Source organism: Duganella sp. CF517, assembly GCF_900110275.1.
Lineage (GTDB): Bacteria > Pseudomonadota > Gammaproteobacteria > Burkholderiales > Burkholderiaceae_D > Rugamonas.
Genome location: NZ_FODC01000009.1, coordinates 112,028 through 135,541 on the forward strand (window position 1 = coordinate 112,028; position 23,514 = coordinate 135,541).

Genomic DNA, 23,514 nt, shown 5'->3' on the forward strand with positions numbered 1-23,514 from the left:
CTTAATCGAACGCCCAGGTGTACAGCACGTCCAGCGCGTTGTTGGTGCCGGTCTGGAACTGCAAGGTGATGCGCGGATTGAGCTTGTAGCGCAGCTTGACCAGACTGGTGGCCGTTCCGGCGCCCTGCTCGAAACTGAGGTAGGCGCGCGACGAGATGCGTTTGCCGATCGTGACCACGGTGTTCTGCAACCCGGTCGCCGCGCCGGCCGACGACGTGCCCGACGCCTGTCCCACGCCCAGTTCGTCCAATCCCAGCTTGCCCGCCAGCTTGCCCGTGCCGCCGCCGCCGCTGCCGCCGAACAGCGCGCCGGCGGCGGTGCTGAGCAGCGCCATGTCGTTGCCGGCGGTGTTCTCGATGCCGTGTCCCAGCACCAGCCATGACAGCTTGTCGCTGTCGGGCACCGTCGGCGTCGACACCAGCTTGGCCGCCGGCGCCAGCGCCGTGCCGCGCACTTCCACGCCCGCTTCCACATTGGTCTCGCTGAGCTGCTCGCCCTCGGGGCGGCGGCGCACGGCCAGGATGTTCAGGCCCGGGTTGTCGTAGGCGCCGGTGAAGTTGATCACGCCGCGCTCGATCGCCAGCTTCTGGCCGTACGCCGCGTACGTCCCGTCGACCACGCGGATGCTGCCGTTGACGCGTGGCGGCCGGCGGTCGGCGATGCGGATGCGCACCGCGCCGGCCAGCCGGGCGTCCAGCCCTTTGCCTTGCAGCTTGAACGAGTCGCCAAGATCGGCTTCGACGTCGACATTGAGCGGCATGCCTTGCGCGGGCTTGGCCTGCGGCGCGCTCTTGCCGACGATGACCACGTCGTTGCTGATGGTCGGTCCGCCTTCGCCGGCCAGCTCGATGTTGGCGCGGTCGGCGCGGAATTTGCCATCGAGCTGGAAGCGCTTGGCGTCGCGCGTCAGCGAGCTTTGGCCGCTGACGACCAGGATGCGGTCGGGCCGCGACAGGATTTCCAGCTTGTCGGCGGTCAGCTTGAGCGCCATCGTCGCCTCGTTGCCGGCGTAACGTATCCAGCCGTCGGCCAGCGCGCGGCCCTGGGCGCCGTCGAAGCTGAGCTTTTGCAGCTGCAGCTGGTCGCCGGCCAGGCGCGCCTGCAGCACGCCGTTGCGCAGCTTGATGCCCTCGTCGGGCAGGTTGACCACCAGCTTGTCGCCGTTGATGTCGCCGTTCAGTTGCGGCGCGCCCAGGGTGCCGCTGCCGGCAATGGCCAGCTTCAGGGTGCCGTCGATTTCCAGCCCCGGCTGGCCGGCCAGCGGCGCGAGCCAGGCCAGCGAACCCATATTGGCGTTGCCCTCCAGCGTGAACGGGCTGTCGTCGGCCAGCCGGCCTTCGCGCAGCTGCGCGCTGCCGTCGACGCGGGCCTGGCCCACGCGGGTGCCGTCCACATCGAGCCGGGTGCGCAGCGTGCCGTTGTTGACGTCGACGCGCGCATCGAGCTTGGTCAGTCCCAGCGCTTGCGACAGGTCGGCGCCGATGATGGTCAGGTCGCCCTGTTCGCGGAACACGTGGAACGAGCCGCCCAGCACCGGGGCGGTGGTTTTGGTACCCGCTTGCAGGTTGAGGCCCCAATCGGCGCCGATGGTCAGGTTGCCGCGCACGTTCTCGCGCCAGGCGTCGGACAGCTGGCCCAGATAGTTGACCGGCACGGCGTTGGCCTGGCCCTTGCTGCGCCAGGCGCCGCCGTTTTTCTCGACGCTGTCGATGCGGATGGCGCCATCGCGGATCTTGATGGTGGCGTTGGTCAGCGAAATTTTATCGGGACGCGTCAAGCCGGCGACGCCGCTGCCGTCGGGCGCCACCAGGCGCAGTTGCGCCGGCGCGACGAGGTTGAGCGCGAAGCGGCCCTTGTTTTGCAGCGAGTCGATGGTGCCGGTCCAGGCGTCGTCCGCCCAGCTTCCCTTGACGCGCAGCGAGGCGTCGAAGCGCGGATTGCTGGCGCTGACGTCGATCGTGTGGCCGCTGCGGGTGCCGCTGGTTTGCAGGCGGGCCTTGTCGATCTTGATCGATGGCGATTCGTAGAGCGTGATTTCAATGTTGCTCACCAGCGGCACGTCGGCGGTGACGTCTCTGCCGACTGCCCGGTTGGCGGCGCGCCGGGCGCCGGCGGGGGCGGCGGCCGGCGCCGACGACGCCATCGCCACCGTGTTGCCGAGGGTGGCGCTGCCCCGGATGGCGCCGATCTGCTGCTGGCCGGGCAGGCGCAGGGCGCTGCCGTCGAGCGTGAGCGCGACCGCCGGACGGGCACTGGTGCCGGACAGCGTGCCGCTGGCGCGCAGCGCGCCGCCGAACGGCGGCCCGAGCGCGGCCAGTTGCGGCGCTTCGAGCTTCCACTCCAGCTTATCGAGCGCGCTGCCGAAGCTGCCCTTGGCCAGCAAGCGATTGGTGGCCAGGCGCAGGTCGATGTCGGCGTCGCGGATTTCGTCCTTGCTGGCCGTCAGCCTGGCGTAACCGCTCAGCGGCGCGCTGGCCAAGGTGGACGGCTGCAAGGTCAGGTTCAGGCCCGCGCGCCAGTCGGCCGACAGTTGCGCGTCGGCGGTGAAGGTGGCGTTGATGGCGCCACTTTGCGCGGTGCCGAAGGCGGCCGGATTGAGGCGCTGCACGGTGCCGGTCATTTTGACTTCCGGGGTTTTCTTGGCCCCGGCCAGCGCCACGTTGCCGCTGGCGTGGATCAGGCTATCGGGCGCGGGGCGCTTGGCCGAGGCCAGTCCCAGGCCCTTGGCGTCGGCCTCGAAACTGCTGCGCGGCGCCTGCATGGTGCCGGTGACGACGCCGCTGGCGTTGATGGCGCCCAGCAGGTCGCTGCTGACGGCCGACAGTTGGCGCGCGTCGACTTTCCACACCAGTTTTTCGCCCGGCGCCCCGAAGCTGCCGGTGACCTCGGCGTTATTCTGCGCCATCGTCACCTTGGCGTTGACGCCGCTGATATGTTGGGCGTCGGCGTTCAGTTTGCCGTTGCCGGTGAGCGGCTGGCCGAACAGTTTGCTAGGCTTGATCTGGAAGTCGGCCGCCACCCGCCATGCCGGCGCGATGGCGCCGCTGGCGTTGACGTCGGCGTTCAGATCGGCGACCGGCAAGCCGGTACCGAGCGCGGACGGATCGAAATGGTCGGCGCGCAGTTTGGCGCTGAAGGCTTGCTTGTCCTTCAGGCTCATTTGGCCGGTGGCGCTGATCGTGCCCTTTTTCGCCTGCAGGCGCGCCTGCTGCAGTTGCAGCAGCGCGTCGGCCAGGGTGGCTTGCACATCGAGCTTCAGGCCGGCCTGCGCCAGGTTGGCGTTCAGTGTCTGCTTGGTCGGCGTGCTGGAAAGCGCGATGTCGCCTGCCACCGTGGTCTTGTTGGCGCTGGTGTGCAGGTGGCTCAGATCGAGGCGGTCGGTATGCAGCTTGAAGTTGGCGGCGTCGATGCCCGCTTCCGGTCCTTTTCGCTGGACGTCGCCGCCGCCGGTGAAGTGGCCGGCCGCGCCCAAGTCGAGCAGCACGTTTTCCAGCAGCGAGGCGGTCAGGGTGCCGCCCAGGCGGCCGCTGAAGATTTGCAGCGGCAGCGCTTCGCGGTCGATCGGGCCGGCCTTGTCCTGGTTCACCAGCGCGAACTGGCCCGACAGCTTCTGGTCCGGCGTGATGGCCGCCGTCACCTTGAGGTTGAACTTGGCCGGCGGCAGGCCGGCCTCGAAGCCGGCCGGATTGACGTCGCGCGCGGTCAGGTCGATGGCGCGCAGGATGATCGGGTCGAACGGCGCCAGCGACAGCGTGGCGTCGCCGCTGGCCTGTCCGGCTTCGCCCTGGGCCTTGAGGTTCAGCAGCGCCAGGCTGCCGCCGGCGGTCACGTTCAACTGGGCGGGAATGGCGGCGGTAGCGCTATCGGCGGGAAGGGTGGAGGGGGCAGCTTTGGCGCCGTTGGCGGACGCCTGCGGCTTGGCGGCGGCGGCGATGGACTGCGTCAGCGAGGCCTTGCCTTGCAGCGCGAACGGCTTGGCGGCGGCGATGGTCAGGTCGGCCTTGGCGTTGCCGAACGGTGTTTTGGCCGACGCCTGCTGCAGGTGCCAGCTGGTTTTGTCGCCATACAGCTCGAAGCGCACATTCTCGATGACGTTGGTGCCGGTTGCGCTGACCAGGGTCAGTTTGTCGAGGCGGGCGTCGGAAAGACTGAGGCGGAACGGCGCGGCCAGCGATTCGGGCATCTTGGCCGGTTCGGACGGCCCCAGGCTTTGCACCGTCAGGGCGGCGACATGCAGCTCGCTGATGGCCAGGCCTTCCGAGAAGTACTGCAAAGGCGACCAGTTGATGTCGATGTTCTGCGCGGTGATGACGCTGTCCTTGCCGCGGTAGACCAGCTTACCGATATGCATGCGGTGGTACAGCGACCCGCTGACGTCGGTGACGGCGATGCTGCCGCCGCTGGCCTTGGAAACGCGCGCGACGATCTGCTGCAACGTCGATTCGCGGCCCAGCAGCCAGAAGGCGCCGGCCAGCAGCGCGACCAGCACCACCAGTGAAATGAGGACGCGGCGCGGCCAGCGGCGCGGGCGGGGACTGGCGGGAGCGACTGCGGAATCGGGACCGCCGGGCTGCTCGGTGTTGTTATGGTCGGCCATTAGAAGGTGAATCCCAGCGAGAAGTGCAAACGATATTTTTGAACCGCGTGTCCGTACGCGACATCGACGTTGATCGGACCCACAGGACTTTTCCAGCGCGCGCCGATGCCGTAGCCGGATTTCGGATGCAGGGCGCTGAAGCTGTCGCCGGCGTTACCGGCGTCGTAGAACACCGCCGCGCCGTACTGCGGTTTGAACCAGTACTGGTATTCGGCGCTGGCGGTGGCCAGATAGCGGCCGCCGACGGTGGCGTCGCCCTGCTTGACGCCCAGTTCCTGGTAGGCGTAGCCGCGCACCGACTGGTCGCCGCCGGCGCGGAACAGGTACACGGCCGGCACGCCGACCTTGCTGCGCGAACCGAGCGCGCCGACTTCCGCGCGCAGGATGATGTTGGAGGTGGTGTTCAACGGCAGGTAGTAGATGCCGCGCGTGTAGGCGCGCACGAAGGCCTCGTCGGTCAGGATCGGCAGCAGCGCGCCGCCCACCTGGGCGTTGAGGGCGTAGCCCTTGGTCGGCATCAGCAGGTTGTCGACCTTGCGCCAGGTGGTGGCGTACGTCAGCGGCAAGCTTTTGCTGGTCACCGATTCCTGGCCCTGCACGGTCTTGGTCTCGGACAGCAGCTCGAGCGAGATGCTGCGTTCGAGCAGCGGCGTGCCCCATGCGCGCTTGGCGGCGATGCTGGTGACGGCGGTGACTTCGCCCTCGATGTCGCTGCGCTCGTACGAGGCGCCGATGCTGTGGTTGTAGCCGTCCGACGTGACGGGGAAGTAAAAGTCGCCGCGCGCGGTCTGGCGCTTGGTTTCCAGGGTCAGCGCGCTTTTCAGGCGCAGGCCGAAGATGGCCAGGTCGTCATAGGTCAGCGACGCGCGGTTGCCGGTGTTGGTGCTGTAACCGAGACCGGCGCTGACGTTCTTGCGCTTGTTTTCCGTCACGCGCACCAGCAGCGGCAGCGGCGCCATGGTCGCCGCGTTGTCCGAGCGCGGCATGGGAACGGCGGCGGCGGCGACGGCGGCCGGGTCGGCGCCCGGCGGCGGGGCGGTCGCGGCGGCCGCCTCGAGCTGCTCGTTGAGGATGGCGCTCATGTCGGCGCTCACCTCCACGCTGCTGAAGTAGCCGGTGTCCTGCAGGCGCGATTGATACGACTGCAACGCCGCCTCGCTGTAATAGTCGCCCGGGTCGATCGGGTTCAGATTGGTGATCACCGATTCCGGGTAGCGCTTCAAGCCTTCGATGCGCAGCTCGCCGAAGCGCAGCTCGGGACCGCTGTCGAGCACCACGCGCAGGTTGGCCTGGCGGCTTTCCGGATCGACGGTGGCCTGGCTCTCGAGCAGCTGGGCGCGCGGATAGCGGGTCTGCACCACCTGGCGCAGCAGGGCGCGCTTGGAGGCTTCCCAGTCGTCCTGGCGGAAGACGGCGCCGCGTTTGAGCGGCCAGGTGCCGCGCAGGGCGTCCGGGTCGAACTGGTTGCTGGCGCGCTGGTCCGGATTGGGCGGGAAACCTTGCAGCACGATCTCGACCTCGCCCACGCGCACCGGCTCGCCCGGCGCGACCGTGACCTGCACCGCCAGCGGCGCCGCATCACGGTCGAGCTTGACGCTGACCTCGGGCGAGTAATAGCCGGCGGTGGCGACCAGGGTGCGGATCTGTTCCGGCGTCGTGCGTACCAGCCTGAACAGTTGCTCGCGCGTCATGCGGGCGTTGCCGCGGAAACGCATCAGGTCGAGGTTTTTCTCCAGCAGCTCTTCAAGCTCGTCGGGCGCGTCGATGTTGACCGTGTACTTGATACCGGTCGACACCACCGGCGCGGCGGCGGCGGGTGCCGGGTCCGCTTGCGGGGCGGCCTGGGCCGCCGCCGGGTCGATGGACGGGGCCGGCGTTTGCCCTTCCGGTTGGTCCGTGGTTTGTCCAAAAACGGGGCCGGCAGTCATCACGGCGCCCGTCGCGAAGGCCAGTAACAGTGTAAATGCTGCATGGCGGCAAGATACTTTTGGCGCGACTTGTGCCAAAATTCGTGATCTTGCCATTTTTTTTGCTGGCGATGCCGGTAACATGAGACTCCATCAGGGTGTGCGCTATGCCCCATGTTACCGGATTGCCTTTAAAGATGGCGTACATATAACATCGCGTCACCCCCTGAAAGAAACTGTCATGTTGCCTACCGATTCCGCTCTGGTGCTTTTTAGCGGTGGACAAGATTCCACCACCTGCCTGGCCTGGGCGTTGAAACATTATGCGCGCGTCGAAACCATCGGCTTCGACTACGGCCAGCGCCACGCCGTCGAGCTCACCGTGCGTCCCGACGTCATCGCCCGCCTGCGCGCCCGGAACCCCGAGTGGGACGCCAAACTGGGCGAGGACCACATGATCGACCTGTCGCTGATCTCGGAGATATCGCAAACGGCGATGACCCACGACATCGCCATCGAAACCCAGGCCAACGGCCTGCCGAACACCTTCGTCCCGGGCCGCAACCTGCTGTTCATGACGGTGGCCGCCACCGTGGCCTATCGGCGCGGCCTGACGGTGCTGGTCGGCGGCATGTGCGAGACCGATTTCTCCGGCTATCCGGACTGCCGCGACGACACCATGAAGGCGCTGCAGGTGGCGCTCAACCTGGGCATGGACACCCGCATCAAGCTGGAGACGCCGCTGATGTGGCGCGACAAACGCCAGACCTGGGAACTGGCGCAGGAGCTGGGCGGCCAGCCGCTGGTCGACCTGATCCGCGACGGCACCCACACCTGCTATCTCGGCGAGCGCGGCGCGCTGCACGACTGGGGCTATGGCTGCGGCACCTGCCCGGCGTGCGAACTGCGCGCGCGCGGATATCGGCAGTTCGTCGGCGCCGAGGGCTAATCCCGGCGTCCGCGCCGGTTACCCCACCGGCACCGCGCGGCCCGCTTGTCGCCACGCCATTATTGAGTGAAAAGCCATCTTGATATAAATAATTTCGAGGGTTTTTCACCGCGCGCCACATGTGCCGAATTGACACAGCGCTTTGTTGTCAATTTGGACTGGACCCTGTTAGGATAAGGATGAGTTCGTTAGCGGATGCAACTTAGCCAGGGAAAAATCCTTGATGTCGCACGTATACCAGTTGCAGGTCACGGGTTAGCCGGAGATGGCCGATATCCAGGCACAGCTGCGCCGGATGGTGCAGGCGCTGCTGTCGCAGCGCGTGTTGCCGGCGCTGGTGCTGGCCGGCAGTCTGGGCGTCACCGCGTTGCTGTGGCATGGCGCCAGCACCGACGCCGAGCAGGAGGCGCAGGCCGACTTCGACGGCCGCGTGCGCGAACTGGTCAACCAGCTCGACCAGCGCATGCAGACCTACGTGCAGGTGCTGTATGGCGTGCAGGGATTATTCTACAGTTCGCTAGAAGTCGACCGCGACGAGTTCCGCACCTATCTGGCCGGCCAGGAGCTCGGCCGCCATTTCCCCGGCGTGCAGGCGATCGGCTACATCCGCCTGGTCGGCGCCGAGCAGCGCGAGGCGCATGAAGCGCTGGTGCGGCGCACCGACTATCCGCACTATCGCATGGCGCCGCCGGGCCAGCGGCCGTGGTACGCGCCGACCTTGTACATGGAACCCTTCAACGACAGCAACCGGCGCGCGATCGGCTTCGACTCCGCGTCCGATCCGGTGCGCCGCGCCGCGCTCGAGCAGGCGCGCGATTCCGGCCAGCCGGCGATGACCGGCAGCATCGCCCTGGTGCAGGACGAGGGCGCGGCGCCGCAGGCCGGCTTTCTGATCATGCTGCCGTTGTATACCCCCGGCCTGCCGGTGCGCAGCTGGAGCGAGCGCCGCGCGGCCATCAAGGGCTGGGTGTTCGCGCCGTTCCGGGTCGGCGATCTGATGGCGGGGCTGGGCGGCGCCCGCACCAATGCGCTGGATGTGGAGATCTACGACGGCGACCGCGTCACGCCGGAGGCGCGCACGTACGACAGCGCGCCGGCGGCCGGCGCCACCCTGCGCGCGAGCGTGCAGCAGATCGCCATCGCCGGCCACCGCTGGACCTTGCGCATCGCGCTGCTGCAGGGGCAGTCGGCGCGCGCCGACCGCGCGCTGATGATCGCCGGCTTCGGCGTGCCGCTCAGCGCCCTGGCCGCGTGGGTGGCGTGGATGCTGACGCGGGCGCGGGTGCGCGCGCACCGGGCGCTGGCCCGCAGCCGCATCCTGGCCGGGGAGCTCAAGGAAGGCCAGGCGGTGCTGATGGTGCTGGCCGACAGCGCCCAGAGCAGCCAGGCGATGTTGCGCAGCATTCTCGATTCGACCATCGACGGCATCCTGGTCGACAACCTGAAAGGCGCGGTGCTCAATTCGAACCGGCGCTTCCGCGAACTGTGGAACGTGCCCGAGTGCCTCGACTGGCAAAGCGACGGCGCCGTGCTGATGCGGCACATGCGCGAGCAGCTGTACCAGTCCGACAGCGGCGTGCGGCTCGACGACGCGCAGCAGATGCTGTTGCCGGGCGTGCAGCGCGGCATGCCGGTCGCGACCCAGCAGGAGCTGCTGCGGCTGAAGGACGGCCGCGTGATCGAACAGCACACGCGCGGCCTGCGGCTGGGCAGCGAACCGGCGCGCATCTGGTCGTTCCGCGACATCACCGAGCGCACCCACACCGAGCGGCGCGAACAGACCCGGCGCCACGTGCTCGAACTGCTGGCCACCGGGGCGCCGCTGCACGCCATCCTCGAGAGCGTGGTCAAGGGCGTCGAGGCCGACAACGAGGATTTGCTGTGCTGCGTGCTGCTGCTCGACGAGCCGGGCGAGCACCTGCTGGTGACGGCCGCGCCCAGCCTGCCGGCCTTCTTCAGCGCCGCCGTGCACGGCATGTCGGTGCACGCGCCGCACAGCGCCTGCGGCGAGGCGGTGCGCACGCGCGCGCGCGTGATCGTCGAGGACATCCGCAACGCGCCGGCGTGGATGGCGCACCGCGACCTGGCCGTGCAGGCGCGCCTTGGATCGTGCTGGTCCGATCCGATCTTCGGCGCCGGCGGCAACGTGCTGGGCAGCTTCGCCGTGTTCCATGCGCAGGCGCGCCTGCCCAGCATCGCCAACATCGCGCTGATCGAGCAGGCCGCGCGGCTGGCCGGCATCGCCGTCGAGCAGGCGCAGGCGGCCGAGGCGGTGCGCGCCGGCGAGGCGCGCTTCCGCAGCCTGTACGACCACGCGCCGGTGGCGCTGTGGGAGCAGGACTGGTCGGCGGTGCGCGCCGCGCTGGCCGAGCTGGCGCAGTCCGGCGTCGACGACATGGAGCGCTACCTGAGCGCCAATCCCAGCCAGGTGCGGCGGCTGGCGTCGCTGGTGCGCATCCTCGACGTCAACGCGGCGGCGCTGCGCCAGATCGGCGCCGAGCCCGGCGGCAAAGACCTGTCGGTGATCGGCCTGGCGCAAAATTTCAACGCCGAGGCCATGTCCAGTTTCGCCAGCGCGGTCACGGCGCTGGTGCGTGGCGAGCGTTTCTACTCCTGCGAGGGCAGCTTCGAGCGGCTCGACGGCGTCAGCCGCCTCAACGAGCTGACGTTGCTGGTGATGCCGGGCCACACCGACAGCCTGGACTTCGTCATCGTCTCGACCCTCGACACCACCGAAAAGCGCCGCATGCACGACGAGCTGCGGGTGCTGGCGACCACCGATTTCCTGACCGGGCTGCCGAACCGGCGCGAGTTCATGAACCGGCTGGCCGAGGAACAGGAGCGGCTGCAGCGCGACATCGGCGCCTGCACGGCGGTGCTGCTGCTCGACCTGGACCATTTCAAGCGCATCAACGATGAATACGGCCACGCGGCCGGCGACGCCGTGCTGCGCCAGTTGAGCGAGTTGATGCGGCAGGATCAGCGCAAGATCGATATGCGCGGGCGCATCGGCGGCGAGGAGTTCGCGATCTTGCTGCCGGGCGCCACGTTGGGCAAGGCGGCGGTGTTCGCGGACCGGCTGCGCCAGCGCATCGCCGACACGCCGATGGTGCTGGACGATGGCATGCGGTTGACGGTGACCGTTAGCATCGGCATCGCGGTGATGGGCGGCAAGCAGCCGGGCGGCGACGCCGCGCTGGTGCGGGCCGACCAGGCGCTGTACACGGCCAAGCGCGGCGGGCGTAACCGGGTGGTGCTGATCGATGTCGAGGCGGATCGGCCGGGAGCTCAGGTCCCGGCCGCTTCCGGTTGAAAGGGGGGCGGCGGCGCGTTTATTCGTTGTTCAAACCGCGTGTTCCATCGTGGCGCGCAGGCGCTGCTTGCTGGAGCGGCGGCTGAAGTACCAGTACAGGCAGATCGGGATCAGCAGCGGCAGCAGCAGGGGCGAGATCGCCGCCGCCAGCAGCACCGCCGCCAGCACCAGCGCGCTGACCAGCACGATGCCGACGCCGGCGAACACCAGGCCGGCGAACACCGCCGCGCAGGTCATCGCCAGCGCCGCGAGCAGCAGGCCGCCGGCGCCCAGCACGATGCCGAGCAGGGCGCCGAACGGCCCGCCCAGCTCGTCGCCGTCGAGGTTGACGGTCATGCCGTCGCCGAACACCGCCTGGCACACCGACACCGCCAGCAGCAGGACGAAGACGCCGAGTACGATTTTTTTGGTGTTGCTGGTTTTGCCGAGTTTGCTGTCCATGATCGATCCCTTGGTGGTTGTTGTTCGTTTGCCGTTGTGCCTTGGCATGGTTGAACTGTAGCGGCGCGCGCCGCCGGCGGCCACCGGATTGCGACAGACCGGCGGATTTGCGGGATGGAATGACGCCGGACGGCGACGAGCGGGGTGCGCGGGGAGTGGGAAAACCGTGGCGTATCAGGAAACAAAATGCCGATTGTTCCTTGATTTAAAGATATCCCTGCCTATACTGATAACCTGACTTGCGCAGGGAGGGCTTTACCATGGCATGGCTAGCAATAAGCGAGGGTCAATCGCTACCCTCGGTACTGAAACGGACCACGCGCCAACGCAGCGCACGGCAACGCTCCGGCGGAGGCCCGAAAGGTCCGCCATCGGCGCCGCCGACCATACCGCCTATCATCATCACGCCGTTCAGCTATCACAAGCCTGATCCGGCGATCGATCCGCGCGTCACCCCGCTAAAGCCGCCGATCATCCAGCGCCGCCCCGGCATGACGTGCTAGCGCGCACTCAGGGGCCGACCGGGACGAACACCAGCAACGGGTCGTCGGTCAGGGCCAGCAGCATCATGCCGTCGCCCGACACGGCCATCTGGCGCTGTTTGAGCGCGCGCGCGTAACCGGCGAACTTGGCGGTGCGCAGCAGGCTGCCGTCGGCCGCGTACACCCAGACGTCGGCCGTCGAATACCAGCCCGAGATGCCGCAGTAGATGCGGCCGTCGCTGCCGACTTCGACGTTGTTGGGGTAGGCGTCGCCGCCCGGCAGGAAGCCGATGAAGTCCAGCTTGACCGCGCCGATGGTGCGGCACGCGTACGGCGCGCCGCTGGCCGCGTACACCCGCTCGGCATTGGCGGCGACGGCGATGTCGGCGCCGTTCGAGGCGCCGCCGATCGACCAGCCGGAAGCGGTTTGGGCCGACGACAGCGAACCGCCGCCCACTTCCGAGTAGTCGATGGCGTAGCTGTCGACGCTCGCCGGGCTGACGCCTTCGTTCTGCACGTACAACCGCTTGCCATCGGCCGACGCCGCCGCCGCGCCGCCGCCCAGCGGGCTGGCGCCGATCGCCTTGCCGCTGCTCAGGTAGGCGGTGCCGTCGGCCGCCAGCACCACTTCGACCCCGTTCGGACGGATCACCTGCAGATGCGCGCCGGCGCCGACCGCGCTTGCCAGCGCCCAGCTCGACGCCTTGCGCTGCGTGGCCAGGTCGACCACCACCATGGTGGCGTTGGCGGTGTCGTAGACGTACAGGCGGTCGCCGTTCGGGCCGACCGCCATCTCGCCGAGCGCGGCGCCGACGCCGGTGATGACGGCGCTGCGCTGCGCCGTGTAGACGTTGTAGACGTCGATGCCGCTGCCGCCGTTGTGCACATAGGCGTACGGGCGGATCGGGTCGGCCACCAGGTTGCGGTAGTCGACGCTGGTCTTGACCGCCGCCGCCGGTGTCGCCGCGCCGTTCCACAGCGCCACGCGGATCGGCTCCGGCGGGGCCACGGTGGTGTCGGTCGACGCCAGCGTCACGGTGGCGACGTGCAGCGCGTCCTTGGCCAGCGCGGCCGGATCGGCGCGCAGCGTGAGCGTATTGCCCGACTTGGCCACGCTCAGCCAGGATTGGTTCGAGCTGGCGCTCCACGGCGCGGCCAGGGCCATGTTGTCGGCGACGGTGAGCGTGCGCGTCAGGCGCGACCAGTCCGGCGTGGCGACCAGCGCGACGGCGGTCGCCGAAGGAAGCAGGCGGTGCTTGTCCTTGTTGATCGTCAGCGTCAGCGGCTGGCGCACCGTGTCGCCGTTGACCTTGGCCTCGGCCGTCAGCAGCACGCTGGTGGAGCCGGTCGGCGCCGACGCCTGCACGGCGTTGAGCGTGACGAGGGCGCCGCTGTCGCCGGTTTTTCCGGCCAGGCTGCTCGCGCGCGCCCACGCCGGCATGCCGGCGATGGTCCACGGCCAGTTGTTGGCGCCGGTGTTCAGGCGCAGGTTCACCGGTTGGCCGGCGCTCCAGTCGCGCCCTTGCGGGCCGCCCAGCGTGACGGTGGCGGCCGACAGCGACAGCGTCGGCGCGGTCAGGTTGAGCGTGACGGAGACCTGGCGCGGATCGGCCGACGGCGACGTCAAACGCACGCTGCTGGTGTATGTGCCGCTGGCCAGCGCGCCCTTGGAGGCGTCCACCGACAACGTGGCCACGCCCGGCGTGGTGCCGGCCGCCGGGGTGACGCCGAGCCAGGTATTGGCGGCGCTGGCGCTCCAGGCGCTGCCGGCGGGAAGGCCGTCGATATTGAACGAGATCGCCTGCGGCGCGATCGGCGCGCCGTTGACGGCGTTGAACTCGACCCCCGACTGGGTGACCGAGAACGCGCTCGCCATGACGGTCAGCGCCACCGGCAGGGTGGCGCTCTGGCCGTCGGTGGTCGTGATGGTGACGGCGCCGGCATAGGTGCCCGGCGTCAGCGACGCCAGGTCGTAGCCGACGTTGACCACGCCGTTGCCGCTGCCGCTTGTGTTGCTCAGCTTGATCCACGGGGTGCTGCTGGCGGCGCTCCACTGGCGGCCCGCGCCTTGCACCGAGATTTGCACCTCGGCCGCGGCGGGCGCGCCCAGGTTGACGATCTTGTCCAGCGATTGCCACGTGGTGGCGGCAAACGCCGGCAAGGCGGCCGCGCCGACCGTGATGGCGTACGGCAGTTGCATCGGCGAGCCGGGATAGTGGCTGGCGCAGCCGGCGTCGCGGCAGACGCTGACGTTGAAGTTACCCTTGTAGTCGCCGGCCGCGAGCGACGGCGAGGTGTGCAGCACGGCGGTGTAGGCGGTCGGCGACGTCGCGGTAAATTCCAGTTGCGGCAGCAACACGCCCTGGTTGTCCGTCACAAACGCGAAGACCGTCGGACTGGTGAAGTCCGCCGGGCGGTTGACGGTCGCGTTGACCGCGATGGTGCTCGATTCGCCCGCTTTCAGCGAGGCGGTCACGGTGGCCGGCGCGAAGCTCAGCGCGGCGCCGCCGGTCTGCTGGGGCGGCGTGCCGCCGCTGCCGCCGCCGCCGCCACCACCACCGCCGCACGCGGCCAAGCTCGCCGCGAGCGCCAAAACGCACAAAATATTTTTCACGATAACCCCTAGTGGACCTCGCTCGATGGCGAGTTTATTTTATAAAATCAACAATTATCCCATGCCGTTGTTTTAATGTCTATCTAAGTTGCCGAGTGGCAGCGGCATGCCGGTCGCTCCGGCGTGACGGAGATGGGGCGCGCGCCCGGTTGCTATTGTTGTTCGTCCCGCCGGCGCTTATCATTGCCCCCCCATCCCCAACACGAGCCCCAAGCATGAGCAACGATTACTCCGACGTAGACGAACAGCCCGACGACGACGCCCCGATCCAGGAGGCGCGCGTGTGGCAGGGCAATGGCTGGACCGCCCGTGTGATCAAGAACGACGACGACGAGGGCTGGGCCGTGGCGATGATCAAGGACGGCGAGCCGGAACCGGCGCTGGTCGGGCCCTGGACCATGGGCCGCGACAAGAAAAATCCCAAGCCGCTCGACGTCAACGCCTTCAACACGCTGGTCAAGACCGCCAACGAGGTGATCCGCCGCCACGAGCAGCAATTGCACGCCCAGCTGCACAAGAACGTGTTCGTCAGCACCGACGACGGCCAGGTCAAGGTCGCGCTCGACATCGTGCCCGACGAGGACGACGCCTACGCCACCCTGACCGCGTTCGACCCCTACGGCGAGCAGATCGCCCAAGTGCGCGTGCCGCCGACTTTCAAGCTCAGCGTGACGAGCGCGTCCGCCTGGATCGAAAAAGGCTACAAAAAGCCCTGAACGGACCGAAACGACGGCCGGAACGTTGCTTTCTGCGACAAGCGCTGGCCTGTTGGCGCATTGACCTGATAGTATTTCCTATGTGCATCAATCCCACTTAGGAAATTCGATGGAAAGCCGTCTTACCCGTCTTGAAGCCGTTCAGACAATGTTGCTCGAAATCGGACAGAAATCGAGCACCTGCACCGATATCAGCGAGTTCTTGCAGTCGGTGCACGCGGCGCTGGGCCGCATCATGTACGCGGCCAACTTCTTCGTCGCGCTGAGCGACCACGAAGGCCCGGCCAACCAGGTGCGCTTCGTCTACTTCGTCGACGAGGTCGACGAGCCGCCCGATCCGGGCGAATTGTGCGAGCTGGTGGCCGGCGAGTCGCCGACGGCGGCGGTCATCACCAGCGGCAAGCCGATGGTCATGACGGCGGCCGAACACGTCTCCAAGCGCGAGGACAACGCCGGCTTCGGCATCGGCACCATCGCCGAGCACTGGATGGGCTGCCCGCTGCTGGACCAGAACAACCAGGTGCTGGGCGCGATCGTCATCCAGAGCTACGACAAGCAGCACACCTTCAGCCACGAGGACCAGGCGCTGTTCGCGCTGATCGCCAACCACGTCTCGAGCGCGCTGCGCGGGCTGCAAAGCATGGACCGGCTCGAACGCGCGGTGCAGGAGCGCACCGCGCTGCTGGCGCACGAGGTGGCCGAGCGGCGCCGCGCCGAGACCATCCAGCGCGCGCTGTACGAGCTGGCCAACCTGTCGGCGACGACCACCGGCGGCAATGTGCTCAACACGCGGCTGCATGAAATCATCAGCGAGCTGGTGCCGGCGCAGAACTTCCTGATCGCGATCTACCACCCGGACACCGAGGAAGTGAGCATTCCGTACTTCGTCGACCAGAAGGACGACCAGGCGCCGGTCAAGCGCTTCGATTTCGGCATCGGCATGTCGTCGTATATCTTGGGGCGCAAGCAGGCGGCGCTGCTCGACAAGGCCGGCTTGAACGCGCTGGTGGCCGCCGGCGAGATCGCCCAGCCGCTGGGCAATGTCGATATCGCCAGCTGGATGGGCGCGCCGATGCTGCTGGGCGACCAGGCCTATGGCGTGATCATCGTGCAGAGCTACGACGCGGCCGTCCTCTACAGCCAGGGCGACCTCGACATCCTGGCCTTCATGGCCAGCCACGTCGCCGTGGCGATCGCGCGCATGCAGGCCGAGCGCGAGATCCGCCGCGCCAAGGACGCGCTCGAGGAACAGAACGCGGCGCTGGAAAACGCGCTGACGTCGCTCAAGGACGCGCAGGGCGAGCTGGTGCGCCAGGAGAAGCTGGCCTCGCTGGGCCGCCTGGTGGCCGGCGTGGCGCACGAAATCAACACGCCGCTGGGCATTTGCGTGACGGCCACCAGCCATCTGGTGGAGGAGCTCAAGCTCACGCGCGAGGACATGGCCGCCGGCGTGCTCGACGAGGATGGCCTGAACCAGTTCTTCGACATCATCGACCAGTCGCTGCGCATCATGACCACCAACACGCAGCGCGCGGCGGCGCTGGTGCGCAGCTTCAAGCAGGTGGCGGTGGACCAGTCGTCCGACGATATCCGCAGTTTTAATCTGCGCAAGTATCTCGACGAGGTGCTGCTGTCGCTGCAGCCCAAGCTCAAGGGCAAGCCGATCGCCATCGAGATCGACTGCGAGGAGCGCATCGAGATGGCCAGCTTCCCCGGCGCGGTGTCGCAGATCGTCACCAACATGGTGATGAACTCGCTGGTGCATGGCTACGAGGAGGGGCAGTCGGGCAAGATCAAGATCACCGGCAAGCTCGATGGCGATGTCGTCGTCTTCGAGTACAGCGACGACGGCATCGGCATGGACACGGGAACGCTGGCGCAGTTGTTCGACCCGTTCTTCACCACCAAGCGCGGCTCGGGCGGCAGCGGCCTGGGCGCGCACATCCTGTTCAACCTGGTCACGGGCGCGCTGGGCGGCACCGTCAAGGTCGCCAGCGCGCCGGGCATGGGGCTGCACTACAAGCTGCGCTTCCCCAAGGTCAAGCGCAAGTAGCGGCGCGGCGCCGGCGCCGGCGCGTCGGCGGCCGCCAGCAGCGCGCGCAGCTCGGCCAGCGGCAGTCCGCCGATCTCGTGGATGCGCAACACCAGCTCGGCGCTGACGGCCGCCCGGCCGCGGCGCACCTTGCTCAGGCATGGCGCCGACACCTCCAGCACCCGCGCCAGGCTGGCGTCGTTGCGCAGCCCCATGCGGCGCAGCACCGTGTCGAGCAGCGGGTGCGGGCAGCGCGCGGCGGCGTTCACGCGGCCTCCAGCTGGTCGGGCAGGACGGTGGCGTAGCGCTGGTGGATCGCCGCCAGCGCGGCGGTGTCGCGGAACAGCGCGTCGAGGCAGTCGGGGTCGAAATGGCCGCCGGATTCGGCCTCCATGGCGGCGCGCGCCGCGCCGGCGTCCCAGGCTTCCTTGTAGGCCCGCCGCGACGTCAGCGCGTCGAACACGTCGGCCACCGCGACGATGCGCCCGTGCAAGGGAATGGCCGCGCCGGCCAGGCCGAGCGGATAGCCGCCGCCGTCCCAGCGCTCGTGGTGGCTGCGGGCGATGACGGCGCCGGCGCGCAGCAGCGGCGAGTCGCTGCCGGCCAGGATGTCGGCGCCGATGCCGGCGTGCTCGCGCATCACGGCCCGTTCGCGCGCGTCGAGCGGGCCGGGCTTTTGCAGGATCGCGTCGGGCACGCCGAGCTTGCCGATGTCGTGCAGCGGCGCGGCGGTGCGGATCACCTCGCACTGCTCGGCGTCCAGGCCGAGGTTGCGCGCCACCAGTTCGGCGTAGGCCGCCATGCGCAGCAGGTGGGCGCCGGTTTCCGGACTGCGGAACTCGGCGGCGCGCGACAGGCGGAAAATCGCCTCGCGCTCGCGCGCGGCGATGACGGCGGTGGCCTTGCGCACCTCGTCGGCCAGATGGGCGGCGTGGCCGGCCAGCTGCAATTGCGCGCGCCGCAGCGCCATCAGGTTGCCGACCCGGGCGTTGAGCTCGGCGAAGTTGACCGGCTTGGTCAGGAAATCGTTGGCGCCCAGGCGCAGCGCCTCGTGCCGCACCTTGCAATGGGTGTCGGCGGTGACCATCACCACCGGCGTCTGCTCCTTGCCGGGCAGCATGCGGAACTGGCGCAGAAATTCCAGGCCGTCCATGTCCGGCATCATGTAGTCGACCACCACCACGTCGGGGTCGTGGTCGGCGCACCACGCCAGCGCCTCGCGCGGGTGCGTCACGGCGTGCGGGGCGGTGTCGCCCAGCATTTCCAGCATGTGGCCGAACAGCGCCAGGTTGGCCTCGTTGTCGTCGATGATCAGGATGTTCATATGGTCTCCAGTGGCCGGCGCGGCCGGCGGTTCGTGTGGCCCGCGTTGAATTGAAATCGCGAATATCGCGTTTTTAGCGCCACACCACCCGGATCGCGGGCATAATGGCGGCGATCTGCGCCGGGTATGGGCTGATTATACGTATTTTTATTAAATTTGGTAAATATGTTTTATTCGATTTATTTGTTTATCGTGAGGGCGGCATGACGAAAAGCGGCGACGCCACGGCGGACGAGGTGTGCACCACCCAGCGGGCGGCCGAGATCCTGGGTATTTCTGTATCTTCGGTGCAACAGCTGGTGGAGGCCGGCGTGATGGAGGCGTGGAAGACCAAGGGCGGCCACCGCCGCATCCCGCTGCAGGCGGTGCTGCGCTACAAGGCGGCGCCGCCGACGCCGGCGCCGGCCGCCGCGGCCGCGCGCGGCGGCGTGGCCACGGTGCTGGTGGTGGAGGACAACCCCATGCAGCGCGGGCTGTACGAGCGGCAGTTCGCCGCCTGGGGACTGCCGCTCAGTTTGATCTTCTGCGAGAACGGCTACCAGGCGCTGATGGAGATCGCCCGCCGCCAGCCCCACATCCTGCTGGCCGACATCGTCATGGACGGCATCGACGGCTACGAGGTGGTCAAGACCATCCTGGCCGATCCGCAACTGGCGCGCATGCACATCGCCATGTTGTCGGGCTTGTCGCCGGAGGACCTGGCGCGGCGCGGCGGGGTGCCGCCGGGCGTGGTGTTTTTCGCCAAGCCGGTCAACTACGACGAGCTGCGCGGCTACATGCGGGCGTGCTGCGCGCAATTGGTGCGCAGCGAGGACGCATTGAATTAATTAAATTTGACAGATATCCGTGGCTGATGCAGCATGGACGTGGGCTGGAATTTTGCGGACCGGCAACACCACGGGAGGGGCGATGCGGCGCTGGACGGGTTCGGGTTTCGATGTGCGCTGGCTGCTGGCCAGTTTCGCGCTGCTGCTGATCGCCGGCACCTGGACGCTGACCCTGCTCCAGCTGAGCGAGGGCAGGCGGCTGCTGGAGGAGGACGCCCGGCGCGACGCCCGCAGCCTGGTGCGCCTGTTCAGCGAGCACGCCATCCGCACGCTCGAGTCCGCCGACCAGGCCGTCATCTTCCTGCGCCACCGCTACCACGCCGAGGGCGCCGGCCTCGACATCGTGCGCGAGCTGCGCGAAGGGCTCGGCCCGTCCGACATCTTCCACCAGTTCAGCATCGTCGGCGCCGGCGGCGACCTGTTGCTGTCGTCGCTGCCGTTCAAGCCGGTCAACCTGCTCGACCGCGAACATATCCGGGTCCACCTGCAGGGCGACGCCGCGCCGCTGTACATCAGCAAGCCGGTGCTGGGGCGCGTCTCGGGCAAGTGGTCGCTGCAACTGACGCGCCGCATCAGCCTGGCCGACGGCCGCTTCGGCGGCGCGGTGGTGGCGTCGATGGACCCGCAATACTTCACCCGGCTGTACCACGACGTCGACGTCGGCCGCCACGGATCGGTGGCGCTGGTGGGCGCCGACGGCGTGATGCGCGCGCGCCGCGTGGGCGACGACCAGAGCCTGGGCCAGGACATCGGCGGCAGCGCCGTGTTCGCGGCCATGCGCGCCGGCGGCACCGGCGTGGTCACCCGCGCCGGCCCGGTCGACGGCCGGGCGCGCGTGTACGCGTTCCAAAAACTCGACCGCTTTCCGCTGTACGCGCTGGTGGGCATCGAGCTCGGCGAGCGCATGGCGCGCCACGCGGCCAACCGCGCGCGCGCGCTGGCGCTGGCGGCGGCGGCCACCGCGGTGGTGCTGGCGTTCGGCGCCGGCCTGTGGGTGCTGGCCGGGCGCCTGATCGACAGCCGCGCGCGCGCGGTGGCGGCCAACCAGGCCAAGTCGCGCTTCCTGGCCAATATGTCGCACGAGCTGCGCACGCCGCTCAACGGCATCCTCGGCTATTCGGAACTGTTGCAAAACGAGCTCGGCGAAGGGCGCGCCGGCGGCTTCGCGCGCGCCGTCCACGGCTGCGGCGTGCGTCTGCTGGCGCAGGTGGAGGCCGTGCTCGAACTGAGCGCGCTCGAGTCGGGGGGCGCGCCGCTGGTGATCGCGGCCGCGCCGACCGACGAGCTGTGCGCGCAGGCGCTGGGCGGGCAGCGCGCGGCGGCGGCGGCCAAGGGGCTGACCCTGGAGGCGGTGCGCGAGGCGGGCACGCCGGCCAGCTGGGAGTGCGACCGCGCCAAGCTGGCGCGGGTGCTGGAGATCCTGGTGCGCAACGCCGTCGAGGCGACGCCGGCCGGCGTGGTGCGCTTGAGCATGGCGCCGGCGCCCGGCGGCGGGCTGCGCTGCGCCGTCAGCGACGGCGGTCCGGGCGTACCGGCGGCGCAGCGGCGCCGCATCTTCGAGAAATTCTCCCAGGCCGACGAGTCGGCCTCGCGCGGCAAGCAGGGCGCGGGCCTGGGGCTGGCCATCGCGGCCCAGCTGGCCGAGGCGATGCAAGCGCGCCTGCGCGTGGACGACCATGCGGGCGGCGGCGCCGTGTTCGTGCTGGAGTTGCCGGCGCCGCGCCGGCCGCGGGCGGCGCCATGAGCGCGCGCTACGGCGGCATCGACCCGGACGTGCTGTGGTGCGCGTGCGGCGCCGACCGCGACGCCTTCCAGGCCTTGTCGCGCATCTTCCTGGCCAGCGCGCCGCCGTTGCTCGAGCGGCTGCTGCGGGCGCTCGAGCAAGGCCGGGCGCACGAGGCGGGCGCCGCCAGCCACGCGCTCAAGGGCATGACGCAGCTGGTCGGCGCGGCCGCGCTGAGCGCGGCGCTGCAGCGCTGCGAGCGCGCCGCCGCCGACGGCGCGGCGCTGCCGGCGGCGGCGCCGTTGACGGCGCAGTTCGCGCTGGTGATGGACGAGGTGGCGCACAGCCTGGTCCATTACGCCGGGGCGGCGCCGTGAGCGCGCCGGCGTGGCGCGCGGCGCTGGCGCGGCTGTGGCGCGGACGCGCGCTGGCGGCCATCGCCGCGGCGCTGGCGCTGTTGCTGGCGCTGACGACGGCCGGCGCCGGCTGGGTGCTGCGCCAGCACGAGGTCGACGATTGGCGCGGCCAGCTCGACAGCCTGTCGCTGGTGCTGGCCGAGAGCACCGCGCAAAGCTTCGCCTCGGGCTACCAGGCGCTCGACGGCGCGGCCGAGGCGGCGCAGGCGGCCGCCGCCGGCGGCACGCCGGCGTTGCGCGGCCCGGCGCTGTTCCAGTCGCTCAAGGACCAGATCAGCGCGCTGCCGCACATCGACGTGGTCAGCGTGGTCGGCGCCGACGGCACGGTGCTCAACTTCACGCGCCGCTACCCGGCGCCGCCGATCAACCTGGCCGAGCGCGACTACTTCATCCACCACCGCGACCACCCCGGCGACGCCCCCTTCGTGAGCAAGCCGGTGCGCAACAAGGGCAACGGCAACTGGACCTTCTATCTGAGCCGCCGCCTGCACCACGCCGACGGCAGCTTCGCCGGCGTGGCGCTGGTGGGCATGTCGGCCGACTTCCTGACCCGCTACTTCAAGAACGTCAGCCTGGGCGAGGACGCCGCGATCGCGCTCTACCGCAGCGACTTCACGTTGCTGGCGCGCTGGCCGCAGGTCGACGACCTGATGGGCAGGCAGGTCCTTGGCGGCAACACCCGCGCCATCATCTCGGCCGGCCTCGAGCATGGCGTGCGGATCACGCGCGGCCCGCGCGCCGCCGACGACATGCGGCCGGTGACGCGCATGGGCGCGGTGCGGCGGGTGCGCGACTATCCGCTCGTCATCAACGCCACCATCACCGAGGACGTCTGGCTGGCCGGCTGGTGGCGCAGCCTGCGCCTGCTGGGCGCGGTGGCGCTGGTGGGCCTGCTCGGGCTGCTGAGCGCGTTCTGGATGGTGGGACGGCTGGTGGGCCGGCGCGAGCGCGACGCCGCGCTGGCGCAGCGGCTGCAGCTGCAGGCGGACACGGCCAACCAGGCCAAGTCGCGCTTCCTGGCGATGATGAGCCACGAGATCCGCACGCCGATGGGCGGCATCGCCGGCATGGCCGAGCTGCTGCTCGAGAGCGGCCTCGACCCGGTGCAGCGGGGCTACGCGCGCGGTGTCCACGGCGCGGTGCTGGAGTTGACGCACATCATCAACGACGTGCTGGACTTTTCCAAGATCGAATCGGGCCATATGACGCTCGAGCGCCTGCCGTTCGATCCGGCGGCGCAGTGGGCGCAAGTGGCGGCGCTGCACCAGAGCGCGGCGGCGCGCAAGGGCCTGCGCATCGCGCTGCGCGCCGCGGAGGGGCCGCGCCTGGTGTGCGGCGACGCCGCGCGGCTGCGCCAGATCCTGGGCAATCTGCTCAGCAACGCGATCAAGTTCGCCGACGCCGGCGTGATCACGCTCGACTATTCGGTCGAGGTCGATCCCCGCGTGCTGGGCCGGTGGCGCCTGCGCTACGCGGTCAGCGACGAGGGCATCGGCATGGACGAGGCCGCGCAGAGGCGCTTGTTCGAACCGTTTTCGCAAGCCGACGAGACGATCAGCGGCCGTTACGGCGGCACCGGTCTCGGGCTGGCCATCTGCAAACAGCTGGTCGGGCTGATGGGCGGCGGCATCGGCTGCGTGAGCGCGCCCGGCGCCGGCACCCGCTTCACCGTCGAGTTGCCGGCGCCGCTGGCCGCGCCGCCGGCCGAACCGGCCGAAGCGGCCAAGCCGGCCGAACCGGCGGCGGCGCCGGCGGGCGTCGTGCGCACCGCGCTGGTGGCCGACGACAACGAAATGAACCGGCAGCTGGCGTGCGTGCTGTTGGCCAAAATGGGGTGGGACGCCGAGCTGGTCGAGGACGGACGGCGGGCGGTCGACGCCTTCGCGCGGCGGCGCCACGACCTGGTGCTGATGGACTGCATGATGCCGGTGATGAATGGCTACGAAGCGTGCGGCCTGCTGCGGCGCGTGGAAGCGGAAAACGGTTGGGCCCGGGTGCCGGTGGTGGCGCTCACGGCCAGCGCGGTCGATGGCGACCGCCAACGCTGCCTGGACGCCGGCATGGACGATTATCTGAGCAAGCCCTTTACCGCCGAGCATTTTCGCGCGATGATACGGCGTTGGTCGGACGGCCCCGCCCCGGCGGCCGCGTCCAGCGATCTGTGACACAACGG

14 protein-coding genes are annotated in these 23,514 nt (G+C 69.2%); 8 read left to right on the forward strand and 6 right to left on the reverse strand.

Annotation, left to right across the window (positions count from 1 at the left end; all coding sequences use genetic code 11):
- Window position 1 precedes the first annotated feature (1 nt).
- Together BMX85_RS27255 and BMX85_RS27260 are read right to left on the reverse strand one after the other, a co-directional pair.
- The gene (locus BMX85_RS27255; RefSeq protein WP_090326530.1) at window positions 2-4,597 is read right to left on the reverse strand and encodes a translocation/assembly module TamB domain-containing protein; all 4,596 of its coding nucleotides are present in this window, start codon (window positions 4,595-4,597) and stop codon (window positions 2-4) included.
- The gene (locus BMX85_RS27260) at window positions 4,597-6,525 is read right to left on the reverse strand and encodes an autotransporter assembly complex protein TamA (protein WP_090326535.1); all 1,929 of its coding nucleotides are present in this window, start codon (window positions 6,523-6,525) and stop codon (window positions 4,597-4,599) included. The genes BMX85_RS27255 and BMX85_RS27260 overlap by 1 nt, the downstream gene beginning before the upstream one ends.
- A gap of 220 nt (window positions 6,526-6,745) precedes the next feature.
- On the opposite strand from BMX85_RS27260, the gene queC reads away from it, so the two are divergent.
- On the forward strand, window positions 6,746-7,453 hold the full coding sequence (gene queC, locus BMX85_RS27265) for a 7-cyano-7-deazaguanine synthase QueC (protein ID WP_090326538.1): 708 nt from the start codon (window positions 6,746-6,748) through the stop codon (window positions 7,451-7,453).
- A gap of 265 nt (window positions 7,454-7,718) precedes the next feature.
- Window positions 7,719-10,766: a CHASE domain-containing protein gene (locus tag BMX85_RS27270; protein WP_090326542.1), complete on the forward strand. Its 3,048-nt coding sequence runs from the start codon at window positions 7,719-7,721 to the stop codon at window positions 10,764-10,766.
- A 30-nt stretch (window positions 10,767-10,796) separates the two neighbouring features.
- Here the strand turns inward: BMX85_RS27270 and BMX85_RS27275 are convergent, their stop codons facing one another.
- Together BMX85_RS27275 and BMX85_RS27280 are read right to left on the reverse strand one after the other, a co-directional pair.
- Window positions 10,797-11,207: a hypothetical protein gene (locus tag BMX85_RS27275; RefSeq protein ID WP_090326546.1), complete on the reverse strand. Its 411-nt coding sequence runs from the start codon at window positions 11,205-11,207 to the stop codon at window positions 10,797-10,799.
- Window positions 11,208-11,717: 510 nt separating this feature from the next.
- On the reverse strand, window positions 11,718-14,303 hold the full coding sequence (locus BMX85_RS27280) for a BACON domain-containing protein (RefSeq protein ID WP_143068081.1): 2,586 nt from the start codon (window positions 14,301-14,303) through the stop codon (window positions 11,718-11,720).
- Window positions 14,304-14,518: 215 nt separating this feature from the next.
- Between BMX85_RS27280 and BMX85_RS27285 the strand changes: the two genes are divergently transcribed.
- The gene (locus BMX85_RS27285; protein WP_090326555.1) at window positions 14,519-15,019 is read left to right on the forward strand and encodes a hypothetical protein; all 501 of its coding nucleotides are present in this window, start codon (window positions 14,519-14,521) and stop codon (window positions 15,017-15,019) included.
- Window positions 15,020-15,128: 109 nt separating this feature from the next.
- Window positions 15,129-17,072: a GAF domain-containing sensor histidine kinase gene (locus BMX85_RS27290; RefSeq protein ID WP_090326558.1), complete on the forward strand. Its 1,944-nt coding sequence runs from the start codon at window positions 15,129-15,131 to the stop codon at window positions 17,070-17,072.
- On the opposite strand, the gene BMX85_RS27295 is transcribed toward BMX85_RS27290, so the two are convergent.
- Together BMX85_RS27295 and BMX85_RS27300 are read right to left on the reverse strand one after the other, a co-directional pair.
- Entirely contained in the window at window positions 17,036-17,320 is a 285-nt protein-coding gene (locus BMX85_RS27295; protein WP_177196894.1) for a helix-turn-helix domain-containing protein, read from the reverse strand. The two genes, BMX85_RS27290 and BMX85_RS27295, sit on opposite strands and share 37 nt — an antisense overlap.
- Window positions 17,317-18,375 (reverse strand): response regulator, encoded by a 1,059-nt coding sequence (locus BMX85_RS27300; protein WP_090326563.1) that lies wholly within the window; start codon window positions 18,373-18,375, stop codon window positions 17,317-17,319. Before BMX85_RS27300 ends, BMX85_RS27295 begins: the two co-directional genes overlap by 4 nt.
- A 203-nt stretch (window positions 18,376-18,578) precedes the next feature.
- Here BMX85_RS27300 and BMX85_RS27305 point away from each other — a divergent pair, with 203 nt between their 5' ends.
- The 4 genes from BMX85_RS27305 to BMX85_RS27320 all read left to right on the forward strand — a co-directional run bounded on the left by BMX85_RS27305 (window position 18,579) and on the right by BMX85_RS27320 (window position 23,506).
- A complete protein-coding gene (locus BMX85_RS27305) occupies window positions 18,579-19,202 on the forward strand; it encodes a response regulator (RefSeq protein ID WP_090326567.1) in 624 nt (207 codons plus the stop codon).
- Window positions 19,203-19,284: 82 nt separating this feature from the next.
- Window positions 19,285-20,946 (forward strand): sensor histidine kinase, encoded by a 1,662-nt coding sequence (locus tag BMX85_RS27310; protein ID WP_229210688.1) that lies wholly within the window; start codon window positions 19,285-19,287, stop codon window positions 20,944-20,946.
- A complete protein-coding gene (locus tag BMX85_RS27315) occupies window positions 20,943-21,302 on the forward strand; it encodes an Hpt domain-containing protein (protein WP_090326570.1) in 360 nt (119 codons plus the stop codon). Before BMX85_RS27310 ends, BMX85_RS27315 begins: the two co-directional genes overlap by 4 nt.
- The gene (locus BMX85_RS27320; RefSeq protein ID WP_090326573.1) at window positions 21,299-23,506 is read left to right on the forward strand and encodes a hybrid sensor histidine kinase/response regulator; all 2,208 of its coding nucleotides are present in this window, start codon (window positions 21,299-21,301) and stop codon (window positions 23,504-23,506) included. The genes BMX85_RS27315 and BMX85_RS27320 overlap by 4 nt, the downstream gene beginning before the upstream one ends.
- Window positions 23,507-23,514 lie beyond the last annotated feature (8 nt).

Bases quoted from the DNA above. Each gene is read 5' to 3' on its own strand.
- BMX85_RS27255 (WP_090326530.1), bottom strand. From the start codon at position 4,597: ATGGCCGACCATAACAACACCGAGCAGCCCGGCGGTCCCGATTCCGCA.
- BMX85_RS27260 (WP_090326535.1), bottom strand. From the start codon at position 6,525: ATGACTGCCGGCCCCGTTTTTGGACAAACCACGGACCAACCGGAAGGG.
- queC (WP_090326538.1), top strand. From the start codon at position 6,746: ATGTTGCCTACCGATTCCGCTCTGGTGCTTTTTAGCGGTGGACAAGAT.
- BMX85_RS27270 (WP_090326542.1), top strand. From the start codon at position 7,719: ATGGCCGATATCCAGGCACAGCTGCGCCGGATGGTGCAGGCGCTGCTG.
- BMX85_RS27275 (WP_090326546.1), bottom strand. From the start codon at position 11,207: ATGGACAGCAAACTCGGCAAAACCAGCAACACCAAAAAAATCGTACTC.
- BMX85_RS27285 (WP_090326555.1), top strand. From the start codon at position 14,519: ATGAGCAACGATTACTCCGACGTAGACGAACAGCCCGACGACGACGCC.
- BMX85_RS27290 (WP_090326558.1), top strand. From the start codon at position 15,129: ATGGAAAGCCGTCTTACCCGTCTTGAAGCCGTTCAGACAATGTTGCTC.
- BMX85_RS27300 (WP_090326563.1), bottom strand. From the start codon at position 18,375: ATGAACATCCTGATCATCGACGACAACGAGGCCAACCTGGCGCTGTTC.
- BMX85_RS27305 (WP_090326567.1), top strand. From the start codon at position 18,579: ATGACGAAAAGCGGCGACGCCACGGCGGACGAGGTGTGCACCACCCAG.
- BMX85_RS27310 (WP_229210688.1), top strand. From the start codon at position 19,285: ATGCGGCGCTGGACGGGTTCGGGTTTCGATGTGCGCTGGCTGCTGGCC.
- BMX85_RS27315 (WP_090326570.1), top strand. From the start codon at position 20,943: ATGAGCGCGCGCTACGGCGGCATCGACCCGGACGTGCTGTGGTGCGCG.